Below are 24291 nucleotides of genomic sequence, written 5' to 3'. Positions count from 1 at the left end.
AGCGGCCCCACGAGCGGATCCACGAGCGGACCAGGAGGAGCAGATGGCGGATCTCCCCGAGCTACCGAAGCTGAGGGTCGCGGGTCCCTTCTGGGCCGCCGAGGCCGAGGTGATCCGGCTGGCCGATCCGGCCACCAACCTCGCGTTCCGGACGTTGTTCACGGACACGACACCGCGCGAGGCGGTCGGCGAGGACGACGTCCTGCTGCCGCGGACCGTGCTCGCGCTGGTGTACGTCACCAGCGTCACGATCAGCCCGACCAACGGCAGCACGCCGCAGTACGTGTGGAAGCGCGGCGGCGACAAGCCCGACGGCAAACTCCCGCCCGCGGCGATCCGGGCCGCGATCAGCGCCGGGACCGTCAGCCTGCTCCTGCTCCAGGCCCCGGCCGACGGCTGGCCCGAGAACCCGGCCGGCAAGCTGCCCACCTTCACCTGCCTCGGCGGGGAGATCATCCTCGACCCGATGGCCGCCCAGCTCGGCGCGACCCAGAAGCTGTACACGGCGCTGGGGCTCGAACCGGCGGCGATCACCCAGCGCACCGGCGCGGCCCGCCTGCTCGGCGCCCTCGCCGTCCACGCGGCCGGGCTGTCGGTCTTCGGCCAGGTCCGGCTGCTCTGGGACACCGCGCCGGTCAAGGCCGTGTTCCAGCTCGCCCGGGTCGTCCCCGACCCCCAACCGGCGCCCGGAGCCGGGGTGCGCGGCTTCCGGATGTCGATCGAGGCCGAGCGGCTGACGGACGCCGAGCGGGCGGCGCTCATCGCCTCCTGGCGCCGCCTCGGCCGCTACCTGAACCCGAACAACCCGCTGAACGGCCTGGTCCAGCCGGTGCCCGCGCCGGAGTGGGCGACGCTGGAGCCGGCCAATCCGCTGGCCGTCCCGCGCCTGTTCTGGGAGATCGCGCCCTGGCAGGAGCAGCCCGGAACGCGTCCGATCAGCTTCGCGGGCGACGACTTCGGCGTGCTGCTCAGCGACCGCCAGCCCTACGACCAGAACGCCCAGCCGGACACGCTCGCCCGGATCACGCCCGCGACCGCGCGGCTGACCGCCGACGGCACGAAGCTGCGGGTGGACGTGCGGGCGGGCACCACGCCCACCGGCTCCCCGGGCACGCTCGGCTACCAGGCCGTCCGCGACGGCACCGGGTGGAGCGAGCGGATCACGCTGGCCGCGACCACGCTCGCGTTCGACCCGAACGAGGCCGCGCGCCGGCTCCGCGCCACGGCGGGAGAGCCCGAGCCGACCTGGAGCCCGGCCCCGGCGGGCGCCGCCGCCAAGCCCGTCGCCCCGGCCGTGCTGTGGGGGTTCGCCCCGCTGGACGACGGCTGGGCCCAGCTCCCGCTGCCCAACCTGTCCGAGCAGATCTACCTCGACGCGGGCGCGGCCCGTTCGGATCCCGTCCCGACGCCCCCGAACCTGCTCCAGGGCGCGGTCAGCTTCGGCAACGACGACCCGGCCGTGGCCGCCCTGGTCCCCGGCGAGCAGCCGTGGAGCCTCACGCTCGCGGCGACCCAGCGCATGACCGGCGCCTGGACGCTCGCGCCGAGCGGCCAGGAGTTCCAGCTCCAGTCGGCCGCGCTGACGCTGGAGGCGCCCGAGGTGGCGCTGGGCGGCATGTTCTGGCTGAGCACCGAATCGCCGACCACGGCCGACGCCCTGCCCGGCCTGGACGACTGGATCGGCGGCCTGCAAACCCTGCCGCTGCACACCGTCACCGGGCGCGAGCTGTTCCCGCCCCTCGTGCGGCTCGCGTTCGAGGCGATCAGCTTCGCGTGGCGGAGCAAGCCGGCGCCCTCGGCCGGCCTCGCCGCCTGGGCCTTCCAGTACGGCGTCGACCCGGTGCTGCTGCGGGCCCTGGTGCAGCGCGGCGCCCTGCCGCCCGACCTGCTCGGCTTCGCGCTGCCGCTCGTCTGGCGCCGCCACCCGACGCTGCCGATGGTGCAGGCGCTCGCGCTGACCCAGAGCCTCACCCCGCCCAACGTGCCGATCGGCGGGCGGCAGCTCGTCCCGTTCGAGCTGCCGGTCACCCGCCAGGACGGCGTGGACCTGCCCGTGGGCTGGCGCTTCGCGGCGGACGGCGCGGCGGGCTGGCCGCGCTACGGCGGCGGCGCCCTCACGCCCGCCCGCGAATGGCTCGGCGCGGACGCGGCGAAGCTGTTCGACCTGCCCCTGCTGGCACTCTCGCTGCCCGGCCTGGTGCTCGACCCGCGTCCCGACGGCGACCCTCCGCAGAACGACGCCTCGCTCGGGCTGCCCGTCCAGTACCGCTACGACCTGCCCTACACCGACGAGATCCAGGCGCTGGCCCAGCTCCCCAAGATCCCCACGGACCCGCGCGAGAGCTCACCGCTGCCCGACACGGCGGCGCCCGAGCCGCCGCGCCCGCTCACCCGCGTGGACTACGCCGCGCACTGGCGGCGCCTCGCCGAGCGCGCCAACCTCGCCGCCGCCGACGACGTGGCCGCCTTCGGCCGCCGGGACGGCCAGCCGACGCTGAGCGACCTGGCGTCCGTCCACCCGTGGCCGGTCAAGGCCGCCTTCGTCCTGGACGGCTACCCCGGCGAGGTGCGCCTGGACAACGCCGACCCCGCCGCCCCCAGCGCCCTCCTGACGCTGAAGGGCGAGACGGCCCTCCAGGGGGTCGACGGCGACTTCGCCGACGGAACGAACGCCCTGCGCCGCCTGCCCGCGGGCTCGCCCCCGGACGCGGCCCGGTACCGGGTGACGGCCGGGAGCATGGCCGCCGCGGCCGGGACCGGCGGCTACACCGACCAGCGCGGCCTGGTCCGCGGCGCGAGCGTGCCCGCGTCCAACCTGATCAGGACCCCGCTGAGCCACCCCACCGCGGGCGATGTCCAGCTGACGACCACCCGCCTGCCGCTCACGCTCGGCCACGGCACGACGTCCTGGCGGCTCTGGTTCCGCGACCTGCCCGCCCAGGGCGCGACGTTCGGCAAGGCGTCCGCCCGCTCGCCCAAGGCCGTCGAACTCGATCTCGACAGCAACGACCCCGAGGCGCGCAGCAGCGACTACGAGCACCGCACCGGATACGAGTGGCGGCTGCGCCCGCTCGCCGACGATCCGGACAAACCCGCGTCCGGCCTCGACCTGTTCGGGCTGCGCTTCTTCCCGCTGGTGCTCGACCGCGTGGTCTTCGCGGGCGACGGCGTCGCCACGGTCGAGGTGATCGGTCGGCTGCAACTCCCGGTGGCGGGCGCGGGGAGCGAGCAGGCCGAGCAGGCCGAGCTGAGCAACTGCGCGCGGCTCACCTTCACCGGGACCGGCACCGAACTGCGCCTCAGCGCCGTTGCCCTCGACGGCCCCCCGCTGGAGTGGCCGCTGGCCACCACCGCCGGCGAGGCGGGGGACGCACCGCGCCTGCGAGTCGGCGGGATCGCGCTGAACTCCGGCGGCACCGGCCTGACCGTCCAGCAGGTGCGGCTGTACTTCCACCTGTTCCAGGTGGAGTGGGCGGTCGGCCTGCCGCCGATCGGGTTCCCCAACCCGGCGACGCCGCCCTTCACGCTGCCCGGCGCGAACGGCCCGGCCCCGATCGTCCCGCAGCGGGTCGCCCTCGGCCTCGACATGGCCGGCGGCAAGCACACGCTGAACCTCACGCTCGCCGTGCGGGTCGGCAGACCGCCCTCGGGCCTCCAGGCACTCTACCGGTTCGACGAGGGCAGCGGCGTCACCGTCCACGACACCTCCGGGACGGGCGAGCCGCTGGACCTGAAGGCCGCCTCGTCGCAGGGCATGAGCTGGAGCGCCGACGGCCTGACCCTGACCCAGGCGCGGCTCATCCGCTCGGGTGCGCCGGCCAAGAAGCTGATCTCGGCGGTGAAGGCGAGCGACGAGATCAGCATCGAGGCGTGGCTCGTCCCCGTCAGCGGCGGCCTGCTGAACGCGCAGTACAACATGCTCACCGTCTCCGCCGACGCCCAGCACCGGAACCTGACCCTCCAGCAGCGCAAGGGGCTGCTGACCTCGTCCGCCGCGGACGCGTGGCTGCGCACCAGCACCACGACCGACGAGGGCGTCCCCGACCTCGCCACCCCGGCCGGCTCGCTCAGCACCGCCCTGACCCATCTGGCCTACACCCGCTCCGCCGACGGCCGCACCCGGATCTACATCAACGGGCGGCTCGCGGCCGAGCAGACCGTCCCCGGAAGCCTCGACACCTGGGACGACCGCTACGAGCTGGCCCTCGGCGACGAGATCACCGGCAGCCGGGCGTGGCTCGGCACCTACCGCATGCTCGCCCTCTACGACCGGGCCCTCTCCGCCGAGGAGGTGGGCGCGCGCTTCGCCGCCGGCCCGGCGACGGCGCCGACCACGGCCCGGGGGCAGGCGATCTCGGCCGCGCTGACCTTCGACCTGATGGCGGCGGGGGCGGACCGCTTCACGCTCGACTCCGCGAACCTCTTCGGCGACCTCACGCTCGCGGTCACGCTGCCCGACGGCTCGCCCGCCGCCCTGGCCGGTGACACGGCGCTCCAGTTCGGCTGGAACGGCTACGGCGCCCCGCAGCCCGGCGGCCTCCAGTTCCTGCCCGGCATGCGCCTGGCCGACGCCCAGACGCCCGGCCTGGGGGACCGCGCCGCACCGGGCTTCGCCACCGTCACCTTCCGCGCGACCGCCCGTCCGGACGACCTCCCCGACCTGCCGCTGACCGGCGCCTTCGTGGAGGCGCTGCTCATCGCCCACTGGGGCCGCTCGTTGCAGGACCCCCGCCCGGCCCGGACCGCCGAGGCGGCGGAGCTGTACGGGTCCTCGTCCGGCGACGTCGTGGTCGGCTACACCTCGCGCCTCCAGGGCAAGGACTGGCAGGAGAGCTTCCTGCTCAACGGGATGCTGACCGCGACCAACCTGGTCTCCTGGCCGCAGCGGCTCAACTACGACGCGGCCAACGCGCGCATCACGCTCCCGGCGGCCCGCGTCGCCGGACCCCCGCCCCTGACCCATCTGCGCCACACGATCCGGGTGCTGCTGAACCAGCACGAACTGCCCGGCTCCACGCTGACCGCCGCCGACGGACCGCTGCTGTTCACGTTCGCGCAGGGCCAGAGCTGGCAGACGCTGGCCGTGGTCGAGCACCAGCTCGTCGAGGTGACCCCGGCGGCCAACGGCGGCGGGACGCTCGGCGAGGAGGCCCGCTGGACGACGCTCCAGGAGGTGCGCCTGCTCACGCCCCGGCGCGCCGCGCGGTTCCTGCGCTCCCTGGCCGCCCTGAAGGCCATCGACCCGGCCGACGACGTCGGCCCGCTCGGCACCGTGGGCGGCGGCTACCTGGGCGCCGGCCTGTCCGCCCTGCTGGCCGACCCGGGCGCCGCGCTGGACGCCCTCCCGCAGGACACGCTGCTCGTCGAGGCGAGCGCCCACCACATGGTCGGGCTCACGCCCGTCGCGGAGGGCACGGCCACCACGCTCCAGTTCCTCCCGACCGGCAGCCAGGGCGCCCTGCTCGGCAGCCCGGCGGACTACGCGCCGACCGACCCGACCGACCCGCGCTGGCTGCTGCTGACCATGCCCTTCCTCGGCAGGCTCCAGGACACGGCCCGCGACCTCGCCACGCCGCCCGGGCAGCCCAGCCCCTTGCAGATCGACCCGCTGCTGGTGATCGCCCGGCTGCGCGCCTCGGCCCCCGGCACGGCCCTGCCCGCCCTGGCGCTCGCCCTCTCCGGCTGGGCCGACGGCGCCCCGCTGAACATCACCCTCGCCAGCTTCGACACCGTGGTCGGCCGCGCCTTCGCCCGGCTCGACCCGCTCGCGCTGGAGGAGAGCTGGTTCCGCGCCCAGAACCCGGCGCCCGAACCGGAGGGCGCGTCGCCGCAGAGCGTCCTCGCGTCCCTCCCCGAGACACCGGCCCGGCTCAGCCGCCCGACCGCGCTGCGCCAGGCCTTCGACCCGCGCCGCCCCTTCTACCCGCCCCAGCCGGACACCCGCCCGGCACTGCCCGAACCCTCGCCCTACGCCGACCCCGTCTGGCGCGAGGACGGGCTGCTGCTGACCCAGGCCGTGAGCACGCTGTCCCCGACCAGCAAGCCCCCCTACGGCTGGACGCTGGCCGCCGCGCTCATCGCGAGCAGCGGACTGCTCACCCGGCCCCCCATCGGCCAGGGCCCCCGCCGCTACCCCGCGGCCACCCTCATCCCCGCGCCGCTGACGCTCGACGGAACCGCCAACCCGCGCCCGCTCAGCCTCGTCGTCAGCCCGTACCTGGGGATCCAGTGGCGCCCGGCCCCGGCGATCCCGCAGGGCGCCCCCTCGCCGCTGCAAACCCGCCTGCTGCTGGCCGAGCTGCTCTGCCTCGCGCCCAGCACCATGCGGCTGGAGCCGGTGGCGAGCCGCATGTGGAGCGTCCGGACCGACACCCCCGACCTGGCCGACGAGGGCAAGCTGCGCGCCCAGGCACAGAGCTGGGCCGTCCAGTCCCAGCGCCTCCTGGCCCCCGAGTCGCCGATCGCGGTGCTGCGCTACCGGATCATCAGCGACAACACCCGTCCCGACAACCTCGGAGAGGCGGCCCTGACCACGGGCTACGCCTTCGCCCTCGTCCGCGTGACGACCACGTCCCCGCTGGCCAGGCGGCTGTTCCGCATCCGCCCGGAACTCACCGGCCTGCGCTACCGCGAAGGCCAGTGCAACATCGCGGCGATCCCGGCAGGCCCCCACGACTTCGAACTAGCCCCGCCCCAAACAGTGGGCGTGCAGCCGCTCTACCTCACCCAGCGCCCGGTGCGCGGCGACCTGCCCGCCTGGCCCTGGGGCCTCAGCGCGCTCCGCGTGAGCGTGCACTACACCGAGGGCCAGCGGGGCGCCGTCGGCGCGGCCACCCCCGGCGCGGCGGGCCAGACGCTGTGGTGGCAGACCGTCCAGCACACGGTGCAGTTCCGCTCGGCGCTGCACACCGACCGCCCGACCGGTGGCCTCCCCCGCCGCTTCCGCGCGCCCGCCGTGAGCACCCTGCTCCCCGTGCCGCCCAACCCGCCGCTGCCCGCGCTGACGGGCCCGGTGTTCGACCAGCCCGCCCTCCCCGCGGCGGACGGCCCGGCCCTGGACCGCTGGCAGCCCGTCCTGCCCGGCGGCCTGCGCTACCTGGTGACCGGCGCGCGTCCCGGAGTCTTCCTGACGGTGCGCAACCAGGTCCTGCGCCAGAGCGGCATCACCCTGACCGGCGACCACCCGCGCCCGCGCGGCCTGGCCCTGCTCTCCGGCGGGCTCCCGGTGGAGCACCGCGCCCCGCGTCCGGTACCGCTGCCGCCCAACGCCGACGGCGGCCAGGAAATCGCACTGCGCACCTGGGCGAGCCACTTCGACCCCGCGACACCGGCCCTGGTCACGCCGTCCCCGTCCGACGAGGCCTTCCGCGCCGCCTTCGACGACCCGCCCGAGAACCCGAAGTACCGCCAGACGTCCCAGCGCCTACGCCTGCGCCTCGCAGCGGTCGAACGCGCGACGCTGGACGTCGGCTGGGACGGAGTCCTGACCTTCGTCTACCGGACGGACGGCAGCATCCCCCTCGTCAACGGCCAGAAGCCGGAGACCCCGGAGACCGGCATCCGCGACTGGGCCCTGACCCTCGAACTCGTGGACGCCACCCAGGTCACGCCCCTGGTGGACATCACCACGCCCACCCTGGCGCTGACCCCGGCCCTGCGTGCCCAACTGGCCGCGGCGGGCGTCACCCTCCCGGGCCCGAACGTCGACACCATCGACACGGCGAAGTTCGCGATCCGCCGGTTCGGCCTCCCCGGCGACCCGAAGACCCGCGCCGACCGCGCCCGCGTACTGATCGCCGCCCTGCCCCCCGGCGCGCCGCTCCAAGCGCGCGTCACGGCGCGGTTCGTCCCGCACCACCCGGGCGCGGAGCCGTACCACGACGGCTACAGCCACGTGCTGGGCTTCCCGCTCCGCGTGGCCGACCCGAACGCGTCCTACCTGCCGCTCGTCCCGCGCCACGTCCACTTCGAGGACCCCGAGTACAACCGCCGGCTCGCCTCGCCGTCCGCCCACGCCAGCGTCTCCGTGCAGTTCCCCAAGCAACCCACGGACACCACGAGCCCGCAGCGCGCCGTCACCCTCTCCGCCGAGCGCCGCGAGTGCAACCCGACCAGCACACTCGCCCTCCGCTTCGACTGGGACGAGACGCCCCCCGGCAACCCTGTGGTCACGCTGACCCTCCACAAGATCGACCTGGACCAGACCCCGCGCGACCTCCTGGACCCGGACGCCACCGGAGGCCCCCCGAGACTCGACCCGGGCAAGCTGCACGAACTGTCGCTGGCGGCGCTCCAGAAGCTGAACGGCCCCTTCGTCCCCGGCGAGCGCCTGCGCCTGGCCCTGCACGTCGACGGAGGCCCGGTCAAACCGACCGTGGTGCGCCTGGACATCACCATCGTCGAGGCCCCGGTGATCCCCGCCACGGAGGCGGCCTACGCCCTGCTCCGCAAGCAGACGTCCGGCGACCACACCCAGGTCGAGTGCCGCCGCTTCGCCTGGGGCCCAGAAGCACAACGAGTGGAACTGGTGAACCCGGCCGACCTACGCACAGAGGTAGTACGCCGCCGCGCGGTCTTCCACCTAACCGACTCGACCCGCCCCACCCAGCAGGAGACCTACACCATCCAAAAACTAAGCCAGACCGGCTCCACCCACATCCCCCTGACCGACTAGAGCCAAGCCGAACCCACACAAATGGGCGAAGCCCGGGGGCAAGGGGCGAAGCCCCAAAAAGCGCGCGCAGCGCGCGCAGGGGGCGTGGGGGCGGAGCCCCCACATCGGGGGGTCCGGGGGGTCGCCCCCCCGGGGAAACGGCGAAGGGGCCCGCTGGGAAGTGCAAAGCACGACCAGCGGACCCCAGGACCCGTAGCGGGGGCAGGATTTGAACCTGCGACCTCTGGGTTATGAGCCCAGCGAGCTACCGAACTGCTCCACCCCGCGGTGATGTCTTAACTCTATGGGGATGGAGTTGCTTGCGCAAACCGATAGCGAACCGGGCGTGAACCGGGGCCCAGACCCGCGCGCGCACGTGCTTCGCGACGGCCTCTGCCACCGCGCGAACGCGTAGCTGACCGGTGGGGCCGACGCCAAAGGCGTGGGCCCTACCGGGTAGCTCGCGAAGCGATCCGCGCCCGTACAAGATCGGTCAGCGTGCGAGCCGCCAGGCAAGCACGCTGACCGATCTTGTAATGAACACAGCCGCCAGCGGGCCCCCTTGAGCGGGGACTCAGGACATGTGCGGGTAGCGGTAGTCGGTCGGCGGGACGAAGGTCTCCTTGATGGAGCGGGGCGACGTCCAGCGCAGCAGGTTCAGGATCGAACCGGCCTTGTCGTTGGTGCCGGACGCGCGGGCTCCGCCGAAGGGCTGCTGGCCGACGACGGCGCCGGTCGGCTTGTCGTTGATGTAGAAGTTGCCGGCGGCGTAGCGCAGGACCTCGGCGGCGTGCGCGACGGCCGCGCGGTCGTTGGCCACGATCGCGCCGGTGAGCGCGTAGGGCGCCACCGACTCCATCTGGGCGAGCATCTCCTCGTACCGGTCGTCGTCGTAGACGTGGACGCCGAGGATGGGCCCGAAGTACTCGGTGTGGAAGATCTCGTTCGCCGGGTCGTCCGAGGCCAGAATCGTCGGCCGGACGAAGTAGCCGACGGAGTCGTCGTAGGCGCCGCCGACGACGACCTCGACGGACGGGTCGTCCTGCGCCCGGTCGATCGCGGCCTTGTTCTTGGCGAACGCGCGCTCGTCGATGACCGCGCCCATGAAGTTGGACAGGTCGGTCACGTCGCCCACGGTCAGCCCGGAGACCTCGGCGACGAGGGCGTCGCGGAGCCCGCCGTCCCAGAGCGACCGGGGGACGTAGGCGCGGGACGCCGCCGAGCACTTCTGCCCCTGGTACTCGAACGCGCCGCGGACGAGGACGGTCTTCAGGACCGCGGGGTCGGCCGAGGGGTGCGCGACGACGAAGTCCTTGCCGCCGGTCTCGCCGACGAGCCGCGGGTAGCCGCGGTACTTCTCGATGTTGGCGCCGACGGTCTTCCACAGGTGCTGGAAGGTCGCCGTCGACCCGGTGAAGTGGATCCCGGCCAGGTCGGGGTGGGTGAGCGCGACGTCCGATACCGCGAGGCCGTCACCGGTGACCAGGTTGATCACGCCCGGCGGCAGCCCGGCCTCCTCCAGCAGGCGCATGAGCAGCACGGCGGAGTAGGTCTGCGTCGGGGACGGCTTCCACACGACGACGTTGCCCATGAGCGCGGGCGCGGTCGGCAGGTTCCCCGCGATGGCGGTGAAGTTGAACGGGGTGATCGCGTAGACGAACCCCTCCAGCGGACGGTGGTCGGACCGGTTCCACACGCCCGGGCTGCTGATCGGCTGCTCGGCGGCGATCCGCCGCGCGTAGTGGACGTTGAAGCGCCAGAAGTCGACCAGCTCGCACGGGCTGTCGATCTCGGCCTGCTGGACGGTCTTGGACTGCCCCAGCATCGTCGCGGCCAGTATCGTCTTCCGCCACGGTCCGGCGAGCAGGTCGGCGGCGCGCAGGAAGATCGCGGCGCGGTCGTCCAGCGACAGCGCGCGCCACGCCGGGGCGGCCTTCAGCGCGGCGGCGATGGCGTCGCGGGCGTCGTCCTCGGTGGCGGTCCCGAAGGTCCCGAGGACGGAGGCGTGCCGGTGCGGTTGCACGACGGCGACCTTGGCCCCGGCGCCGAGCCGCCGCTCCCCGCCGATCGTCATCGGCAGGTCGATGGGCGCCTGCGCGGTCAGCTCGGCGAGCTCGGCCTCGAGCCGGGCCCGCTCGGCGCTGCCCGGGGCGTAGCCGCGCACCGGCTCGTTCACCGGTGTCGGGACGTTGGTCACGGCGTCCATGTAAGGAACCCTCCTGGTCAGCGAGAGACGAACGAACGGAGAAAGAAGACGAGGTTGGCGGGACGCTCGGCCAGCCGCCGCATGAAGTAGCCGTACCAGTCGACGCCGTAGGGGACGTACACACGCATACCATGCCGCTCCGCGAGGCGCCGCTGCTCGGCGGTCCGGATTCCGTAGAGCATCTGGAACTCATACGACCCGACCGGACGCCCGGCGCGCACGGCCAGCGCCTTGGCGATCTCGATCATCCTCGGGTCGTGGGTGGCGACCATCGGGTATCCGTCCCCGTCCATGAGGACGCGCAGGCCCCGCACGTAGGCGCGGTCGACCTCCGACCTCCCCTGGAACGCGACCGAGGCGGGTTCGGCGTAGGCGCCCTTGACCAGCCGGACCCGCGACCCCTCGTAGGCGAGGTCCCGCAGGTCGCCCTCGCTGCGCCGCAGCATCGCCTGGACGGCGACGCCGACCCACGGGAAGTCCGCGCGGAGCTTGCCGAGGATGTCGAGCGTGGAGTCGACCGTCGTGTGGTCCTCCATGTCGAGCGTGACGGTCATCCCGAGCCGCGCCGCCTCCGCGCAGACGGTCCGGGCGTTGTCGAGCGCCAGCCCGCCGTCGAGCATCTGCCCGAGGGCCGACAGCTTGAGCGACGCCTCGGACCCGTCGGTGAGGCCCCCCTCGTCCAGCGCGGCGAACAGCGCCAGATATGCGTCCCGGGTGTTGTCGGCCTGGCGGCGGTCGGTGGTGTCCTCGCCCAGGTGGTCGAGCGAGACCCGGAGCCCGGACTCGCGCAGTTCCCGGACGGCGCGGATCGCCTCGTCCAGCTGCTCCCCGGCCACGAACCGGTCGACGACACCCCTGGTCAGGGGCACGGACGTCACCACGCCGCGCATGCGCGCACTGCGCCCGGCGGCGAGCAGAAGAGGATTGGGCATCGGGACCTCCAACCAGGGACGACACCCTGACGGTAGGAGCGGCAGGCCCCCCTCACGTATAGTCAAATGCCACTTTCATCCAACCAATCCTTCATACAAACGTAGGACGGTCATGGCCTTCGACCTTCAGGAGATCGCCGAGCTCGCGGCCGACCTCCTGGGCGCCCCGGCGACCCTGGAGGACCGCGACTTCCACCTCGTCGCCTACGCGGCGCACGGCGACACGATCGACCCCGTCCGGATGGACTCGATCCTGCACCGCCGCGCGACCGAGGCCGTCCGCACCCGCTTCGAGCGGCACGGCATCGCCCGCGCGACGGGCCCGGTCCGCATCCCCGCCGACGCCTCGCTCGGCCAGCTGGCCCGCCTGTGCCTGCCGGCCCGCTGGAACAACGTCACCTACGGCTACCTCTGGCTGCTGGACGACCAGGAGCGCATCACCGCCGCCCAGGCCAAGCAGGCCATGCCGCTCTGCGAACGCGCCGGCCTCCTCATGGCCCGCCAGGCCCGCGAACGCGACGACCTCGGCTACAAGGTCGCCGACCTGCTGTCGACCCAGCCCGACGTCCGCGCCCAGGCGGCCAACGAGCTGGCCGAGGCCGACCTGGGCACCCCCCTGGCCGTCGCCGTCCTGCGCACGCAGACCCCCGAGCCGCTGAACCCGTGGCTGCTCCCCCACTCCGTCCTGACGACGGTCTGGCAGGGCGACCACATCCTCGTGCTGCCCGCCGCGTCCCCCCGCCCGGCCGTGGACCGCGCGCGCCGCCTCCTGGAGGAGCGCAACACCCCCGTCCAGGCGGGCCTGCACTCCCCCTGCCCCACCCTGGACCACGTCCACGAGAGCTGGCTGCGCGCCCGGGTGGCCGCCCGCACCGCCGCCCCCGGCGAGATCCGCGACTGGACGTCCCTGGGCGTCCTCCGCCTCCTGCGCTACGCGGGCGACGCGTCCCTGACCCAGGCGACCCGAACCCCCGGCATCGACCGCCTCCTGGACCACCCCGACCTCACCGAGACGGCCTGCACCTACCTGGACCTGGCCGGAAACGTCCAGCAGACCGCCAAAACCCTGAACATCCACCGCCAGACCCTCTACCACCGCCTACGGAGGATCGAAGAACTGACCGACCTCCCCCTGACCGACGGCCAATCCCGCCTGACCCTCCACCTGGCCCTGACCCTGACCCCCCACCTGGATCAGGACTCCCGCCAGGCCGGCGCCCGCTCACGATGAAGGGCGTGCCCAACGACCAGAGCCCGCGCGACACGTCCAGCCACCGCACCGGTAACTCCAGTACCGATCAACAGCGCGCGCAGAACAATGACCTGCGCCGCCATCAGCGCGACGACAGGATCACCGGAGTCCAGGTAGGGCTCGCACCCGACGTCGTCAAGATCGTCAGGTCGCACCCGACGCCCCCAACACACCTCGTCGACCAACCCCTCAATGCGCGCCCGCAGCGGACCTGACGCCCCCGACGCCGCCCACCGCAGATACGCCAGCTCAGAAACCCCCATCGCGACCACCACGACCTCGGCCATACGCCGGACGACCGGATCAGGGCTCAGCAGCCGATGCGCCTGACAGATCGGAATGCAGGTGCAGACCTTGTTGCAGGTGCAGATCTGCCCGCCACCCCCACCCCCGCCGTCGTCGTCCCCAAAGGTGGGAGGATCAGGCTCAGTGGGCTCGTAGGTGGGCTCGTCAGTAGGTTCATCGGTCGGCTCGTAAGTCGGCTCCTCTGACGACGGAGTGGGCGAGGACGGCGGGGCCTGCGGCTCCTCATCGGTTCCGCACCCGCCGAGCAGCAGCGCCGCCGCCACCGACGACGCGATGCCCGCGCCGAGGAACCCGCGCCGCCCGGACGCCGCGTTCCACGGCGGCCTGACGATGGGCAGCACCTCGACCGGCCCGGAGGACCCGTCAACGTTCACCCGCTGGATCTCGTAATGCGGAGCGGCCGACCGCTCCACAGGAGCCTCCGAACGCCGCACCCGTGGCCAGGGCAGATCACTCATGCCCGCTCCCGTGGACGGCGCAGGACGCGTCACGGCCATCACGCCAGACCAGCCCGCCCGAATCAGCGATGCGGGTCAGAAGCTGGTCCTTCACCAGTTCCCGGGTGATGTGACAGCGCTGCGATCCGGCGAACTCCCCGCGCCCGTTCGCCGCCAGGGACCGGTGGTAGCAGTCCCCCGAACAGTTCCACTTGGCGAAACACCCGTCGCAGAACGGCCGGTTCTCGACACCCATTCCGCGCAGCCGGTCGAGCCGATCCGTGTCGAAGGCGAAGCCGTCCGGCGTGGACGAGCCGTAGAAGAACACGTCGGCGAACTCGTTGTCCTCGGAGAACGCCTCGAAGCAGGCCGAGACGCCACCGGCGGGGCTGAGACAGAAATTGTCTCGCGTGACCCCGCAAAAATGATTACTGAGCGTCCCGACGCGCGCCGCACTGTAGACGAGCTCGTGCCCGTAACGTGCGGCACGCGCCTGCGCCTCACGAAACGCGCCGATGAACTCCTCGGTCTCGGCGTCCGGCTGCCCTTCGTGCCGTCCGAGCTGGTAGGCGGGCTCCACCTGAACCCGCGTCGGAGTGAAGTTCGCCAACACGAAATCCACCGACTCCGGCAGCAAGGGGATCTGCTCCGCGGTGACGGTCAACCGCACCGCATAGGGGTGACCGGCGTCGCTGAACCGCCGCATCGTGTGCATGACACGACCACTGGACCCGTCGCCGCGCACGGTTGGCCGGTGCCGGTCATGCACCTCGGGCAGCCCGTCGAACGACAGGCTCACGCCCCCGTTGAGGTTGGCGATCATCCAGTCGATCTGGCGATCCGTGAACACCCCGTTCCCCGCCGAGGACGCGATGACCTCCAGATCACCGGCGGCCTCCCGGGCGTACGCCAGCGCCCCGGTCATGAGGTTCCAGTGGACGCTAGGCTCCCCGCCCCCATGGAAGTGCACCCCGGCGAACGGCGCCCCGTCCCGCCTGGCGTTCCCGACGACGAAGTCGATGCCGCGCCTGGCCACGTCCATGGTCATGTACGTAGCGGGCGCGTCCCCAGCAGAGGCATAGCAATAAGTGCAGCGCAGATTGCAAGCCGTGGTCAGGAACAACGTCACCTCGGTAGGCGAGGGCGCCCCACTCCGCCGACTGACGGGAGGCCGAACGTCCCCCAACAGCCCCGCCTCACGAACGAACGCGCCGACACTCTCGTCCCCGCCGTCCCCCGCCAGAACCCTGGGAAGAGCCGCCACCAACCCCTCAGAAGCGGCGAAGGCCACCCCATGGAGAGGCGCGTACACCAGGTAGGCGCCATCCTCCAGAGGAATCGCGAACACGTCCAAGTGATCACTTCCTCACACGCTGCCACCCCCAGCATCGGACCACAACACTCCGGAACCTTCTATGCAGAGTTACCAAAAGTCACATTCCGCAGCAGACCGCCAGGAACCCACAAATCCCAGCCCCCACCGGGGGCAAGGGGCGAAGCCCCAAAAAAGCGCGCGCAGCGCGCGCAGGGGGCGTGGGGGCGGAGCCCCCACATCGGGGGGTCCGGGGGGTCGCCCCCCCGGGGAAACGGCGAAGGGGCCCGCTGGGAAGTGCAAAGCACGACCAGCGGACCCCAGGACCCGTAGCGGGGGCAGGATTTGAACCTGCGACCTCTGGGTTATGAGCCCAGCGAGCTACCGAACTGCTCCACCCCGCGGTGATGTCTTAACTCTATTGCATGGTGGGGGGTGGATCGAACGGGTTTACTTCTTGCACTCGGGGATGGGGCCGTTTCCGCTGGTGAGGGCGTTGATGGATTGGACGGCGCCGTGCAGGGTGTCGGCGCGGACGAGGCGGAGGCCGTCGGGGCGGGCGTCGAGGGCGTCGGCGCAGTTGTCCTTGGGGGTGAGGAAGATGGTGGCGCCGGCGCGGCGGGCGGCGATCATCTTCTGCTGGATGCCGCCGATGGGGCCGACCTCGCCCTCGGGGGTGATGGTGCCGGTGCCGGCGATGAACTTGCCGCCGGTGAGGGGGCCGGGGGTGAGCTTGTCGACGATGGCGAGGGAGAACATGAGGCCGGCGCTGGGTCCGCCGATGTCGCCCACGCTGATGTCGATCTTGAAGGGGAACTTGTAGCGGTCCCCGAGGACGATGCCGACGACGGGGCGCTTGCCGGTGGGGTCGGCGACGGTGGTGAGCGTCTGCTTCTGCTCCTTGCCGCCGCGGACGATCGTGAGCGTGACGCTGTCGCCGATCTTGTGCTTGGCCATCGTGCCGGTGACCTGCGCGACGCTGGTGATCTTGACGCCGTCCAGGGCGGTGACCTCGTCGCCGGGGTTGAGCTTGCCCGCGGCGGGCCTGCCCTTCTGGACGCCGTCGACGACGACCTGGGTGGTGATCGGGATCTTCAGCTCGTGCAGGGCGGCGGCCTCGGCGCTCTCCTGGGAGTCCTGCATCTGGCGGGTGTTCTCCTCGTCCACCTCCTTCTGCGACTCGTCCTTGGGGAAGACGGTCTCCTCGGGGACGATCGCGGTGTCGCCGTCGAGCCAGCCGCGCAGGGCGGTGAACAGGTCGATGCGCCCGCCGGGCCCGCCCCGGTAGGTGACGGTCACGAAGTTCAGGTGGCCGTTGTCGTCGTAGGTCTGCCGGCCGTCGATCCTGATCAGCGGCTGGCCCTTGTCGTTGACGCCGAGGGTGTTGCTCGTCGGGCCGGGCATCAGCGCGACGTACGGCACGGGCATGAGGGAGCCGACGAGGGCCAGCGCGAGGACGAGCACGCTCGCGACGGTGAGCGTGGCGGCACGACGAGACATGGCGGAAACTCTATGCGGCGCGGGGGCCTCAGCAGGCCCCGACCCACTCGTCTCCGCCGTCGGCGAAGGTCTGGTGCTTCCAGATCGGGACGTTCGCCTTGAGGTCGTCAATGAGCCTGCGGCAGGCATCGAACGCCTCGCCGCGGTGGGGGCAGGAGGCGGCGACGACGACCGCGATGTCGCCTATCTCCAGGTCGCCGACGCGATGGACCGCGGCCAGGGCGCGGACGGGGAGGTCGGCGGCGACCCTGTCCATGACGGCGCGCAGCTCGCGTTCGACGCTGGGGTGGGCGCTGTAGGACAGGCGGCGGACGGCCCGCGCGTGGTCGTGGTCGCGGACGGTCCCGACGAAGACGGCGGTGCCGCCGGCGGCGGGGTCGCCGACGGCGGCGTACACCTCGTCCACCGAGAGGGGCGTCTCGCGGACGCCGATCAGGCGGATCACGTCCGGGGTTCCAGAGGCGATGCCGGTGGCGGCGCTGACTTCGGTCACGTCCCGCAGGCTACCTCCGTTCCGTCCGTGCCTCTTATTGGGGGATGCCCTGAAATCCGCCTCCCCCGGATGAGACGCCAGCGCAGAGTGACCCGACCTAAGGCGTGTTGCAAAGTGGCCTCAGCCGTCACGCGGGCGCGTAGCTGAGCGGTGGGGCCGAAGCCGGAGGCGAGGCCCCACCGCGAAGATCGCGAAGCGATTCCGCGCCGCAAAGGCACGGTCACTGCCCGAGCCGCCAGGCGAGGGCGGTGGGCCGGGACTTAAACAGATACAGGTTCGTCCGGGTCGAACGTGGCGGCGAGGGCCTCGGCCAGGCCCGGGACGAGGTCGGGCCCGGTGAGCACCTCGTCGTCGGCCTCGTGGCGGCGCAGCCGGACCGCGGCGTGCCGGGCGCCGTCGCGCAGGACGCCGACGACCATGCGGACGTCCTCGCGCCCGGGGTGGGAGGCGGCGTAGGCGGCGGCCTCCGCCTCGTCCTCGGGGATCTCGTCCTCGGCCTCGGGCGGCAGCACGACCCGCTCGATGACGAGCGCGCAGCCCTCGACCGCCTCCGGCCAGGCGATGGAGGCGAGGGCGTCCTCGACGGCGTCCTGGTCGGGCAGCTCGGGTTGTTCGAGGGCGGCGAGGGTGTCGGCGGCGGGGTCGAGGCCGAGCTGGTCGGCGAGGTCGGGTTCGGCCTTGCGCAGTTCCGTGCTGCGCACCAGCGCGTAAAGGCACGGGGGCGCGTCCCACTCCTTTCCGGCCCAGTGACGTTCGAGGTCCAGTACGACTTCTTCCAGGAGACTCACGGGGCCATCTTTCCCTTAATCAGCTTGGGGAAGTGCGGGAACCCCCGTCCCAGTCGGTAAGTTGCTTAGACAGCACCGGCGGGCGGCCGGTGGGCACGATCTCGATCGGAGGGGCCCTTGACCTTCCGGACTCCCGGCTTCGGGCGCAGGCTCGGAAGCGGGCGGACCCGGCTGGTGCTACCGGTGCTGGTGGCGCTCGCCGCGCTGCTGGTGGCCTACCTGGTGTTCACCTCGGTCTACACCAACTGGCTGTGGTACGACTCGGTCGGCTTCGAGGCCGTGTACACGACGCAGCTGCGCGCCAAGCTCGAATTGTTCTTCGGCGCGGGCCTTTTCATGGCCCTGATCGTCGGCGCGAACGTGTGGACGGCGTACCGGCTGCGTCCCGCCTACCGTCCGCTGTCGGTGGAGCAGCAGGGGCTGGAACGGTACCGGACGGTGATCGACCCGCGCCGCCGCCTGATCTCGCTGACGCTGCTGGCGCTGCTCGCGGTGCTGACGGGCTCCTCGGTGGCCGGACGGTGGGCGGTGTGGCTGGCCTTCCTCAACCGGACGCCGTTCGACGTCGAGGACCCCCAGTTCCACAAGGACGTGTCGTTCTACGTCTTCACCTACCCGTTCCTGCGGCTGGTGCTGGGCGTGGTGTTCGCGACCGTGATCCTGTCGATCCTCGCCGCCGTGATGGTGCACTACCTGTACGGCGGGCTGCGCTTGCAGGGCCCCGGCGACAAGGCGAGCCCGCCCGCCCGCGCGCACCTGTCGGTGCTGGTGGGGCTGTTCGTCCTGCTGAAGGCGTTCGCGTACTGGTTCGACCGGTACGGCCTGGTGCACTCGGAGCGGGGCGTGACGACCGGCGCGTCCTACGCGGACGTGAACGCGCTGCTTCCCGCCAAGACGATCCTGGCGATCATCGCGTTGATCTGCGCGGCGATGTTCGTCAGCAACCTGCTGCGGCGCGGGATGATGCTGCCGGGCGTGGGCTTCACGCTGCTGGTGCTGTCGGCGATCCTGCTCGGCGGCGTGTATCCGCTGCTGATCCAGCAGTTCCAGGTGAAGCCCGACGAGCTGGCCAAGGAGCGCGCGTACATCCAGCGCAACATCGAGTTCACCCGCAAGGCCTACGGGGTGGACGGCGCGCAGGTCGTCCCGTACGGGTCGCAGCCGGTGACCGACGCCGGGAAGCTCAAGGCCGAGCGGGAGCGGCTGGACGGGGTGCGGCTGCTCGACCCGAACGTCCTCGGCGACACGTTCCTGCGGCTCCAGCAGATCCGCCCGTTCTACCGGTTCCCCGACACGCTCGACGTGGACCGCTACACGATCGACGGCAAGACGATCGACACGATCGTGGCGCTGCGCGAGACGACGGGGGCGCCGTCCGGCGAGCACAGCTGGGTCAAGGACCGCCTCGTCTACACGCACGGCTACGGGTTCGTGTCGGCCTACGGCGACCGGTTCACCCAGGGCAAGGTCCCCGAGTTCATCACCGGCTCGATGCCGGTCTCCGGGCAGCAGAAGATCAGGGTGGACCGGCCGGAGATCTACTTCGGCGAGCGGTCCGCGCGCTACTCGGTGGTCGGCGGGCGGGGCCAGCAGGAGCTGGACTACCCCGACGGGTCGGTCAAGAGCGGGCAGCGCAACAACACCTACGGCGGCGGGGGCGGCGTCAAGATCGACTCGCTCTTCCACAAGCTGCTGTTCGCGACGCGGTTCCAGGACAAGAACCTCCTGCTGTCCGGCGCGATCAAGAAGGACGCCAAGATCCTCTACAACCGGCAGCCGCGGGAGATGGTGCACCGCGCGGCGCCCTGGCTGCGGCTGGACGGCGACCCCTACCCGGCGGTGGTGAACAACCGGATCGTGTGGATCGTGGACGGCTACACCTCGTCCAGCGGCTACCCGTACTCGGAGCAGATGAGCCTCGGCGAGGCCACCCGCGACACGATCACCGACACGCGCTCGGCGGTGGCGCGGCAGGCCAACGACCACATCAACTACATCCGCAACTCGGTGAAGGCGACGGTGGACGCCTACGACGGCACCGTCCACCTCTACCAGTGGGACGAGGACGACCCGATCACCAAGACGTGGATGAAGGTGTTCAAGGGCACCGTCCAGCCGCGCTCGTCGATCCCGCCGGAGCTGGAGGCCCACTTCCGCTACCCGCAGGACCTGTTCAAGGTGCAGCGGAAGATCCTTTCGAAGTACCACGTGACCGACCCGGCGGCGTTCTTCAGCGGCGAGGGCTTCTGGGAGGTGCCGGAGGACCCGGGCGCCAAGGGCAAGCGGCAGCCGCCCTACTACCAGAGCCTGCGCATGCCGGACGACCCGTCCCGCAACTTCGCGCTGACCACGGTGTTCAACCCGCGCGGCAACCAGCAGCTCGCGTCGTTCATGTCGATCGGGTCGACGCCGGGCAGCACCTACGGGCAGATCAAGATCCTGGAGATGCCGCGCAACGCCCAGCCGGACGGGCCGAGCCTCGTGCAGGGCTCGTTCGAGGCCGACGCGCAGGTCAAGGGCGAGCTGTACACGCTGAGACAGGGCGGCACCAAGACGGTGCCGGGCAACCTGCTGACGATCCCGTTCGCGGGCGGGCTGCTGTACGTCGAGCCGATGTACGCCGCCAAGGCCACGAACAGCGACAAGGAGCAGCAGTACTCCTTCCTCGGGAAGGTGCTGGTGCGGTTCGGCGGGACGATCGCGGCGGCCGACACCCTCGACGAGGCGCTGGAGCAGGTCCTCGGCGGTGCGGCGGCGCCGTCGTCCCCGGGCGGGCCGCCGGGCGGCGCGCTGACCCCCGAGGCGCAGAAGGCGATCACGGAGCTGCGGCAGGCCGTGGACGCCTACGAGAAGGCGCAGAAGGCGGGTGACTACCCGGCGATGGGCCGCGCGTGGGACCAGATCAAGAAGGCGCGGGACGCGCTGGAGGGGGCGCGGCAGGCCAAACCCAAGGGCGGGCCCGCCGCCACCCCGTCCTCGGGGGCGCCTCCGTCACCGGCGCCCGGGACGTCCACGTCGCCGTCGCCGTCGGCCACGCCCACCTCGTCCGGCTGAGGGGGAGGCCCGGGGACGGGACTCAGCGGCGGCGCTTGCGGGCGCGGCGGATCGCGGCCGCCGCGCCGATCGCGGCGACGGTGGCACCGGCGGCGGTCGCCATCGTGGCCTCCTTGCCGCCGACGCGGCGCCCGACGACGGCGTGCCGTCCGGCGGTCTCCTCCATCACCGTGCGCAGCGCGGAGGCGTTGTCGTGGAGCGGCTTCCACCCGGCGGCGCGCAGCCGCGCGCAGTCGACCACCCACGGGTAGGCGACGTAGTGCAGGTCGGTGGCGGGCGCCGGGGTCATCCCGAGCCGGTGCAGCCGCTGCGCCATCCCGAACGTGAGCGCGGCGGGCAGCTCGAAGCCGCGCTTCCCGGTGATCTCGCTCACCTCCTCGGGGCCGAGCCAGCCGTCCCCGCCGACCGCGACGGGCCCCGCGATGTTCTCGACGACCACGACCTCCAGCGCGGACGCGAGGTCCTCGATGTGGCAGAACTGCCAGCCGGGCGTGCTGCCCTTGACCGACAGCAGCCGGGGCGCCTCGAAGTGCCGGGTGACGACGGTGTCGACGCCGGGCCCGACGAGGGCGGCCGGGCGGACGACGGTGACCTCCAGGCCCGGGTGGGTGATCGGCGCGTTCGCGGCCAGCTCCTCCATCTCCAGGAAGTCCCCGGCGATCGACTCGTTGGCCTCGGCGCCGAGCGGCGCGTCCTCGTGCAGGGGCACCTCGTTGCCGGGCTCGGCCCCGTACACCATGGCGCTGGTGACGAGCACGACCCGGCGGACGCGGGCGGCGGCAGCGGCGGTCACCACGGTCTGCGCGCCCCGGACGTTGTGGATGCGGCGCTCCTTGGCGCCCGCCTCCGGGGAGTGCTCGACGTCCAGGTTGACGATCACGTCCACGTCCGAGAGCCGGTTGGACAGCAGCGGATCCCTGATGTCGACCACGCGCCAGGTGACGCCGGGCACGTCGCCCCGGTGCCCGTCGATGGCGACGACCTTGCGGATCTCTTCCCGTTCGGCGAGCCGGGCGGCCAGCAGCCGCCCCGCGCCGGAGGCCGCGCCGGTGACGGCGACGACCGGGCCCTTGCTACGCCGAGGGCGAACCTTGCCCGTTGCCACGGGGGTGCCCCCTTCCTTGTGTACGCGACCTGGCCTGGACCGGCTAACGTTGCGGATATGAGCCCATCATGCATCCCAGGGGCAAACCGATGAACGACACTCCGTTCGGCTTCAACCGTCCAGGGGACGGCGACGACGACCGGCCCCAGGATCCATTCAAGGGCATGGGCGGCGACATGGCGCAGTTCGCCGACATGCTGCACCGGTTCGCCGACATGATCGGCGGGCAGGGCGCGGGCGGCGGGGGCGGCGGCCCGCTGAACTGGGATCTGGCCAAGAACATCGCCCGGCACGCGGTGGTCGAGCAGGGCGACCCCTCGGTCGTGGACGCCGAGCGCCGCCAGGTCGAGGAGGCGCTGCGGCTGGCCGACCTGTGGCTGGACGAGGGCACGACGCTGCCCGCCGGCATCCGGACGCCGAAGGCGTGGAGCCGGTCGGAGTGGATCGAGCAGACGCTGCCCGTCTGGTCCACGGTGTGCGACCCGATCGCCGAGCGCATGGTGGAGTCGATGGGCGGCGCCCTCGGCGGCCCCGGCGAGATCCCCGCCGACATGCAGGCGATGGCGGGCCCGCTGATCGGCATGGTCAAGCAGATGGCCGGGGCGATGGTCGGCGGCCAGGCGGGGCAGGCGCTCGGCGCGCTGGCCCGCGAGGTGACCGGCTCCGCCGACGTGGGCCTGCCGCTCGCGCCGGACGGCGTGGGCGCGCTGCTGCCCGCCGGGGTCGAGGCGTTCGGCTCGGGCCTTGAGGTCTCCGAGGACGAGGTCCGGCTGTACCTGGCGCTGCGCGAGGCCGCGCACCAGCGGCTGTTCGCGCACGTCCCGTGGCTTCGGTCACACCTGCTGGGCGCGGTCGAGGAGTACGCGCGCGGGATCACCGTCGACCTGTCGGGCATCGAGCAGGCCGTCCAGGGGCTCGACCTGAGCAACCCGGAGGCGCTCCAGGAGGCGCTGGGCGGCGAGATCGCGCTCCAGCCCGAGGAGACCCCCCGGCAGAAGGCGGCGCTGGCCCGGCTGGAGACCACGCTCGCGCTGGTCGAGGGCTGGGTCGACACGGTCGTCAACCAGGTGGCCGAGGGGCGGCTGCCCGGTTCGGTGAAGCTGGCCGAGGCGGTGCGGCGGCGCCGCGCCACCGGCGGTCCGGCCGAGCGGACGTTCGCGACGCTGGTCGGCCTGGAGCTGCGGCCCCGGCGGCTGCGCGAGGCGGCGGCGCTGTGGCGGACGCTCACGCAGGTGCGCGGCAACGACGGCCGCGACGCGATCTGGGGGCACCCCGACCTGCTGCCGAGCGCGTCCGACCTGGACGACCCCGACGGCTTCGTGCACGGCCGCGACGAGATCGAGGGCCTGACCGACCTCGACATCTCCAAGCTGACCCGGGCGCACGAGGACGAGTCCGGCTCGCCGGAGAAGCCGGACGAGAAGCCGAACGGCGACGAGGACGGCAACCGGGACGAGGCCGGCAACCGAGACGATGGCGACGGGGACGGCGGCGAGGCGGGGCCGCGCCCGTGAGCGGGACGCACCGGACGTGGGCGAGCGGCTGCCGGTACGAGCCCGGCTCGTCCACCAACGTGATCAGGCGGCGGATCGCGCGGGCCACGCTGTGCTGGCACCGCCCCCTCGACCAGGAGCGGCGGCGCCGCCACCCGGCCAACTCCCGCTACCCCCGCGTCGGCCGCACGTGAGTTCCGGCTCCCCGGGCGCCCTGTACGACGACGCGGTACGCGTGCTGGAGTCGTGGCGGGCGCCCGACCCGGAGCAGGAGCGGGCGCGGCTGGAGTTCCTGCGGCATCTGGAGCTGCATCCGGCGGACGGGATGTGGCGGGAGTGCGCGGCGGGGCACATCACCGCGAGCACCGCCGTCCTGGACGCCGGGCGGTCGCGCGTCCTGCTGACCCTGCACGCCAAGATCAAGGCGTGGCTCCAGCTCGGCGGGCACTGCGAGCCCGGCGACGCGACGCTCGCGGCCGCCGCGCTGCGGGAGGCGGCCGAGGAGTCGGGGATCGCGGGGCTGCGGCTGCTGCCGGACCCTGTTCAGCTCGATCGGCACGCGGTGCGCTGCCACCCGGAGGGCACGTGGCATCTGGACGTCCAGTACGTCGCGATCGCCCCGGACGGCGCGCGCCACACGCTCAGCGAGGAGTCCGACGATCTCCGCTGGTTCCCGGTGGACGCCCTGCCCGAGCCGACCGACGACGTCGTCCGCCGCCTGGTCGCCCGTGCCCTCAGAAAGTGAGCCCCCAGTAGCCGA

The 24291-nt window shown here is 72.6% G+C and carries 14 protein-coding genes and 2 tRNA genes; 6 read left to right on the top strand and 10 right to left on the bottom strand.

Annotated features, from left to right (window positions below):
- Positions 1 to 43: 43 nt before the first annotated feature.
- On the top strand, positions 44 to 8674 hold the full coding sequence (locus tag K2F47_RS03280) for a LamG domain-containing protein (protein ID WP_242901147.1): 8631 nt from the start codon (positions 44 to 46) through the stop codon (positions 8672 to 8674).
- Positions 8675 to 8867: 193 nt separating this feature from the next.
- Here K2F47_RS03280 and K2F47_RS03275 read toward each other — a convergent pair.
- The 3 genes from K2F47_RS03275 to K2F47_RS03265 form a co-directional block, all read right to left on the bottom strand.
- Positions 8868 to 8941, bottom strand: a tRNA-Met gene (locus K2F47_RS03275).
- Between the two features lie 286 nt (positions 8942 to 9227).
- On the bottom strand, positions 9228 to 10859 hold the full coding sequence (pruA, locus tag K2F47_RS03270) for an L-glutamate gamma-semialdehyde dehydrogenase (RefSeq protein WP_242901146.1): 1632 nt from the start codon (positions 10857 to 10859) through the stop codon (positions 9228 to 9230).
- Between the two features lie 17 nt (positions 10860 to 10876).
- A complete protein-coding gene (locus tag K2F47_RS03265; protein WP_242901144.1) occupies positions 10877 to 11791 on the bottom strand; it encodes a proline dehydrogenase family protein in 915 nt (304 codons plus the stop codon).
- A 112-nt stretch (positions 11792 to 11903) separates the two neighbouring features.
- Between K2F47_RS03265 and K2F47_RS03260 the strand changes: the two genes are divergently transcribed.
- Positions 11904 to 13022 (top strand): PucR family transcriptional regulator, encoded by a 1119-nt coding sequence (locus K2F47_RS03260; protein WP_242901143.1) that lies wholly within the window; start codon positions 11904 to 11906, stop codon positions 13020 to 13022.
- Here the strand turns inward: K2F47_RS03260 and K2F47_RS03255 are convergent.
- The 6 genes from K2F47_RS03255 to K2F47_RS03230 all read right to left on the bottom strand — a co-directional run bounded on the left by K2F47_RS03255 (position 12986) and on the right by K2F47_RS03230 (position 17879).
- On the bottom strand, positions 12986 to 13807 hold the full coding sequence (locus K2F47_RS03255; protein WP_242901142.1) for a hypothetical protein: 822 nt from the start codon (positions 13805 to 13807) through the stop codon (positions 12986 to 12988). The two genes, K2F47_RS03260 and K2F47_RS03255, sit on opposite strands and share 37 nt — an antisense overlap.
- Positions 13800 to 14915 carry a radical SAM protein gene (locus tag K2F47_RS03250; protein WP_242902551.1) on the bottom strand — a complete coding sequence of 372 codons (1116 nt, stop codon included), beginning with the start codon at positions 14913 to 14915 and terminating at the stop codon, positions 13800 to 13802. Before K2F47_RS03250 ends, K2F47_RS03255 begins: the two co-directional genes overlap by 8 nt.
- 513 nt (positions 14916 to 15428) lie before the next feature.
- Positions 15429 to 15502: transfer RNA gene (locus K2F47_RS03245), tRNA-Met, on the bottom strand.
- Positions 15503 to 15548: 46 nt separating this feature from the next.
- Entirely contained in the window at positions 15549 to 16598 is a 1050-nt protein-coding gene (locus K2F47_RS03240; RefSeq protein ID WP_242901141.1) for a YlbL family protein, read from the bottom strand.
- A 28-nt stretch (positions 16599 to 16626) separates the two neighbouring features.
- Positions 16627 to 17091, bottom strand: a complete 465-nt coding sequence (locus K2F47_RS03235) for a molybdenum cofactor biosynthesis protein MoaE (protein WP_372490815.1) — start codon at positions 17089 to 17091, stop codon at positions 16627 to 16629.
- A 260-nt stretch (positions 17092 to 17351) separates the two neighbouring features.
- Complete coding sequence (locus K2F47_RS03230) at positions 17352 to 17879, bottom strand: PPA1309 family protein (protein ID WP_242901140.1); 528 nt, start codon at positions 17877 to 17879, stop codon at positions 17352 to 17354.
- Between the two features lie 117 nt (positions 17880 to 17996).
- On the opposite strand from K2F47_RS03230, the gene K2F47_RS03225 reads away from it, so the two are divergent.
- Positions 17997 to 20933 carry a UPF0182 family membrane protein gene (locus K2F47_RS03225; protein WP_242901139.1) on the top strand — a complete coding sequence of 979 codons (2937 nt, stop codon included), beginning with the start codon at positions 17997 to 17999 and terminating at the stop codon, positions 20931 to 20933.
- 22 nt (positions 20934 to 20955) lie between these two features.
- Here the strand turns inward: K2F47_RS03225 and K2F47_RS03220 are convergent, their stop codons facing one another.
- A complete protein-coding gene (locus K2F47_RS03220) occupies positions 20956 to 22038 on the bottom strand; it encodes an NAD-dependent epimerase/dehydratase family protein (protein WP_242901138.1) in 1083 nt (360 codons plus the stop codon).
- Positions 22039 to 22127: 89 nt separating this feature from the next.
- On the opposite strand from K2F47_RS03220, the gene K2F47_RS03215 reads away from it, so the two are divergent.
- Genes K2F47_RS03215 through K2F47_RS03205 form a run of 3 tightly spaced genes read left to right on the top strand, consistent with a single transcriptional unit; the run spans position 22128 to position 24276 of the window.
- Positions 22128 to 23552 carry a zinc-dependent metalloprotease gene (locus tag K2F47_RS03215; RefSeq protein ID WP_242901135.1) on the top strand — a complete coding sequence of 475 codons (1425 nt, stop codon included), beginning with the start codon at positions 22128 to 22130 and terminating at the stop codon, positions 23550 to 23552.
- The gene (locus K2F47_RS03210; protein ID WP_242901133.1) at positions 23549 to 23725 is read left to right on the top strand and encodes a hypothetical protein; all 177 of its coding nucleotides are present in this window, start codon (positions 23549 to 23551) and stop codon (positions 23723 to 23725) included. Before K2F47_RS03215 ends, K2F47_RS03210 begins: the two co-directional genes overlap by 4 nt.
- Positions 23722 to 24276, top strand: a complete 555-nt coding sequence (locus K2F47_RS03205; RefSeq protein ID WP_242901132.1) for an NUDIX hydrolase — start codon at positions 23722 to 23724, stop codon at positions 24274 to 24276. The genes K2F47_RS03210 and K2F47_RS03205 overlap by 4 nt, the downstream gene beginning before the upstream one ends.
- Positions 24277 to 24291: the final 15 nt, after the last annotated feature.

Source organism: Actinomadura terrae (assembly GCF_022751215.1).
GTDB lineage: Bacteria > Actinomycetota > Actinomycetes > Streptosporangiales > Streptosporangiaceae > Spirillospora > Spirillospora terrae.
The sequence above is the reverse complement of the archived record's forward strand: the minus strand, read 5'-3'. Positions and strand labels throughout refer to the sequence as shown.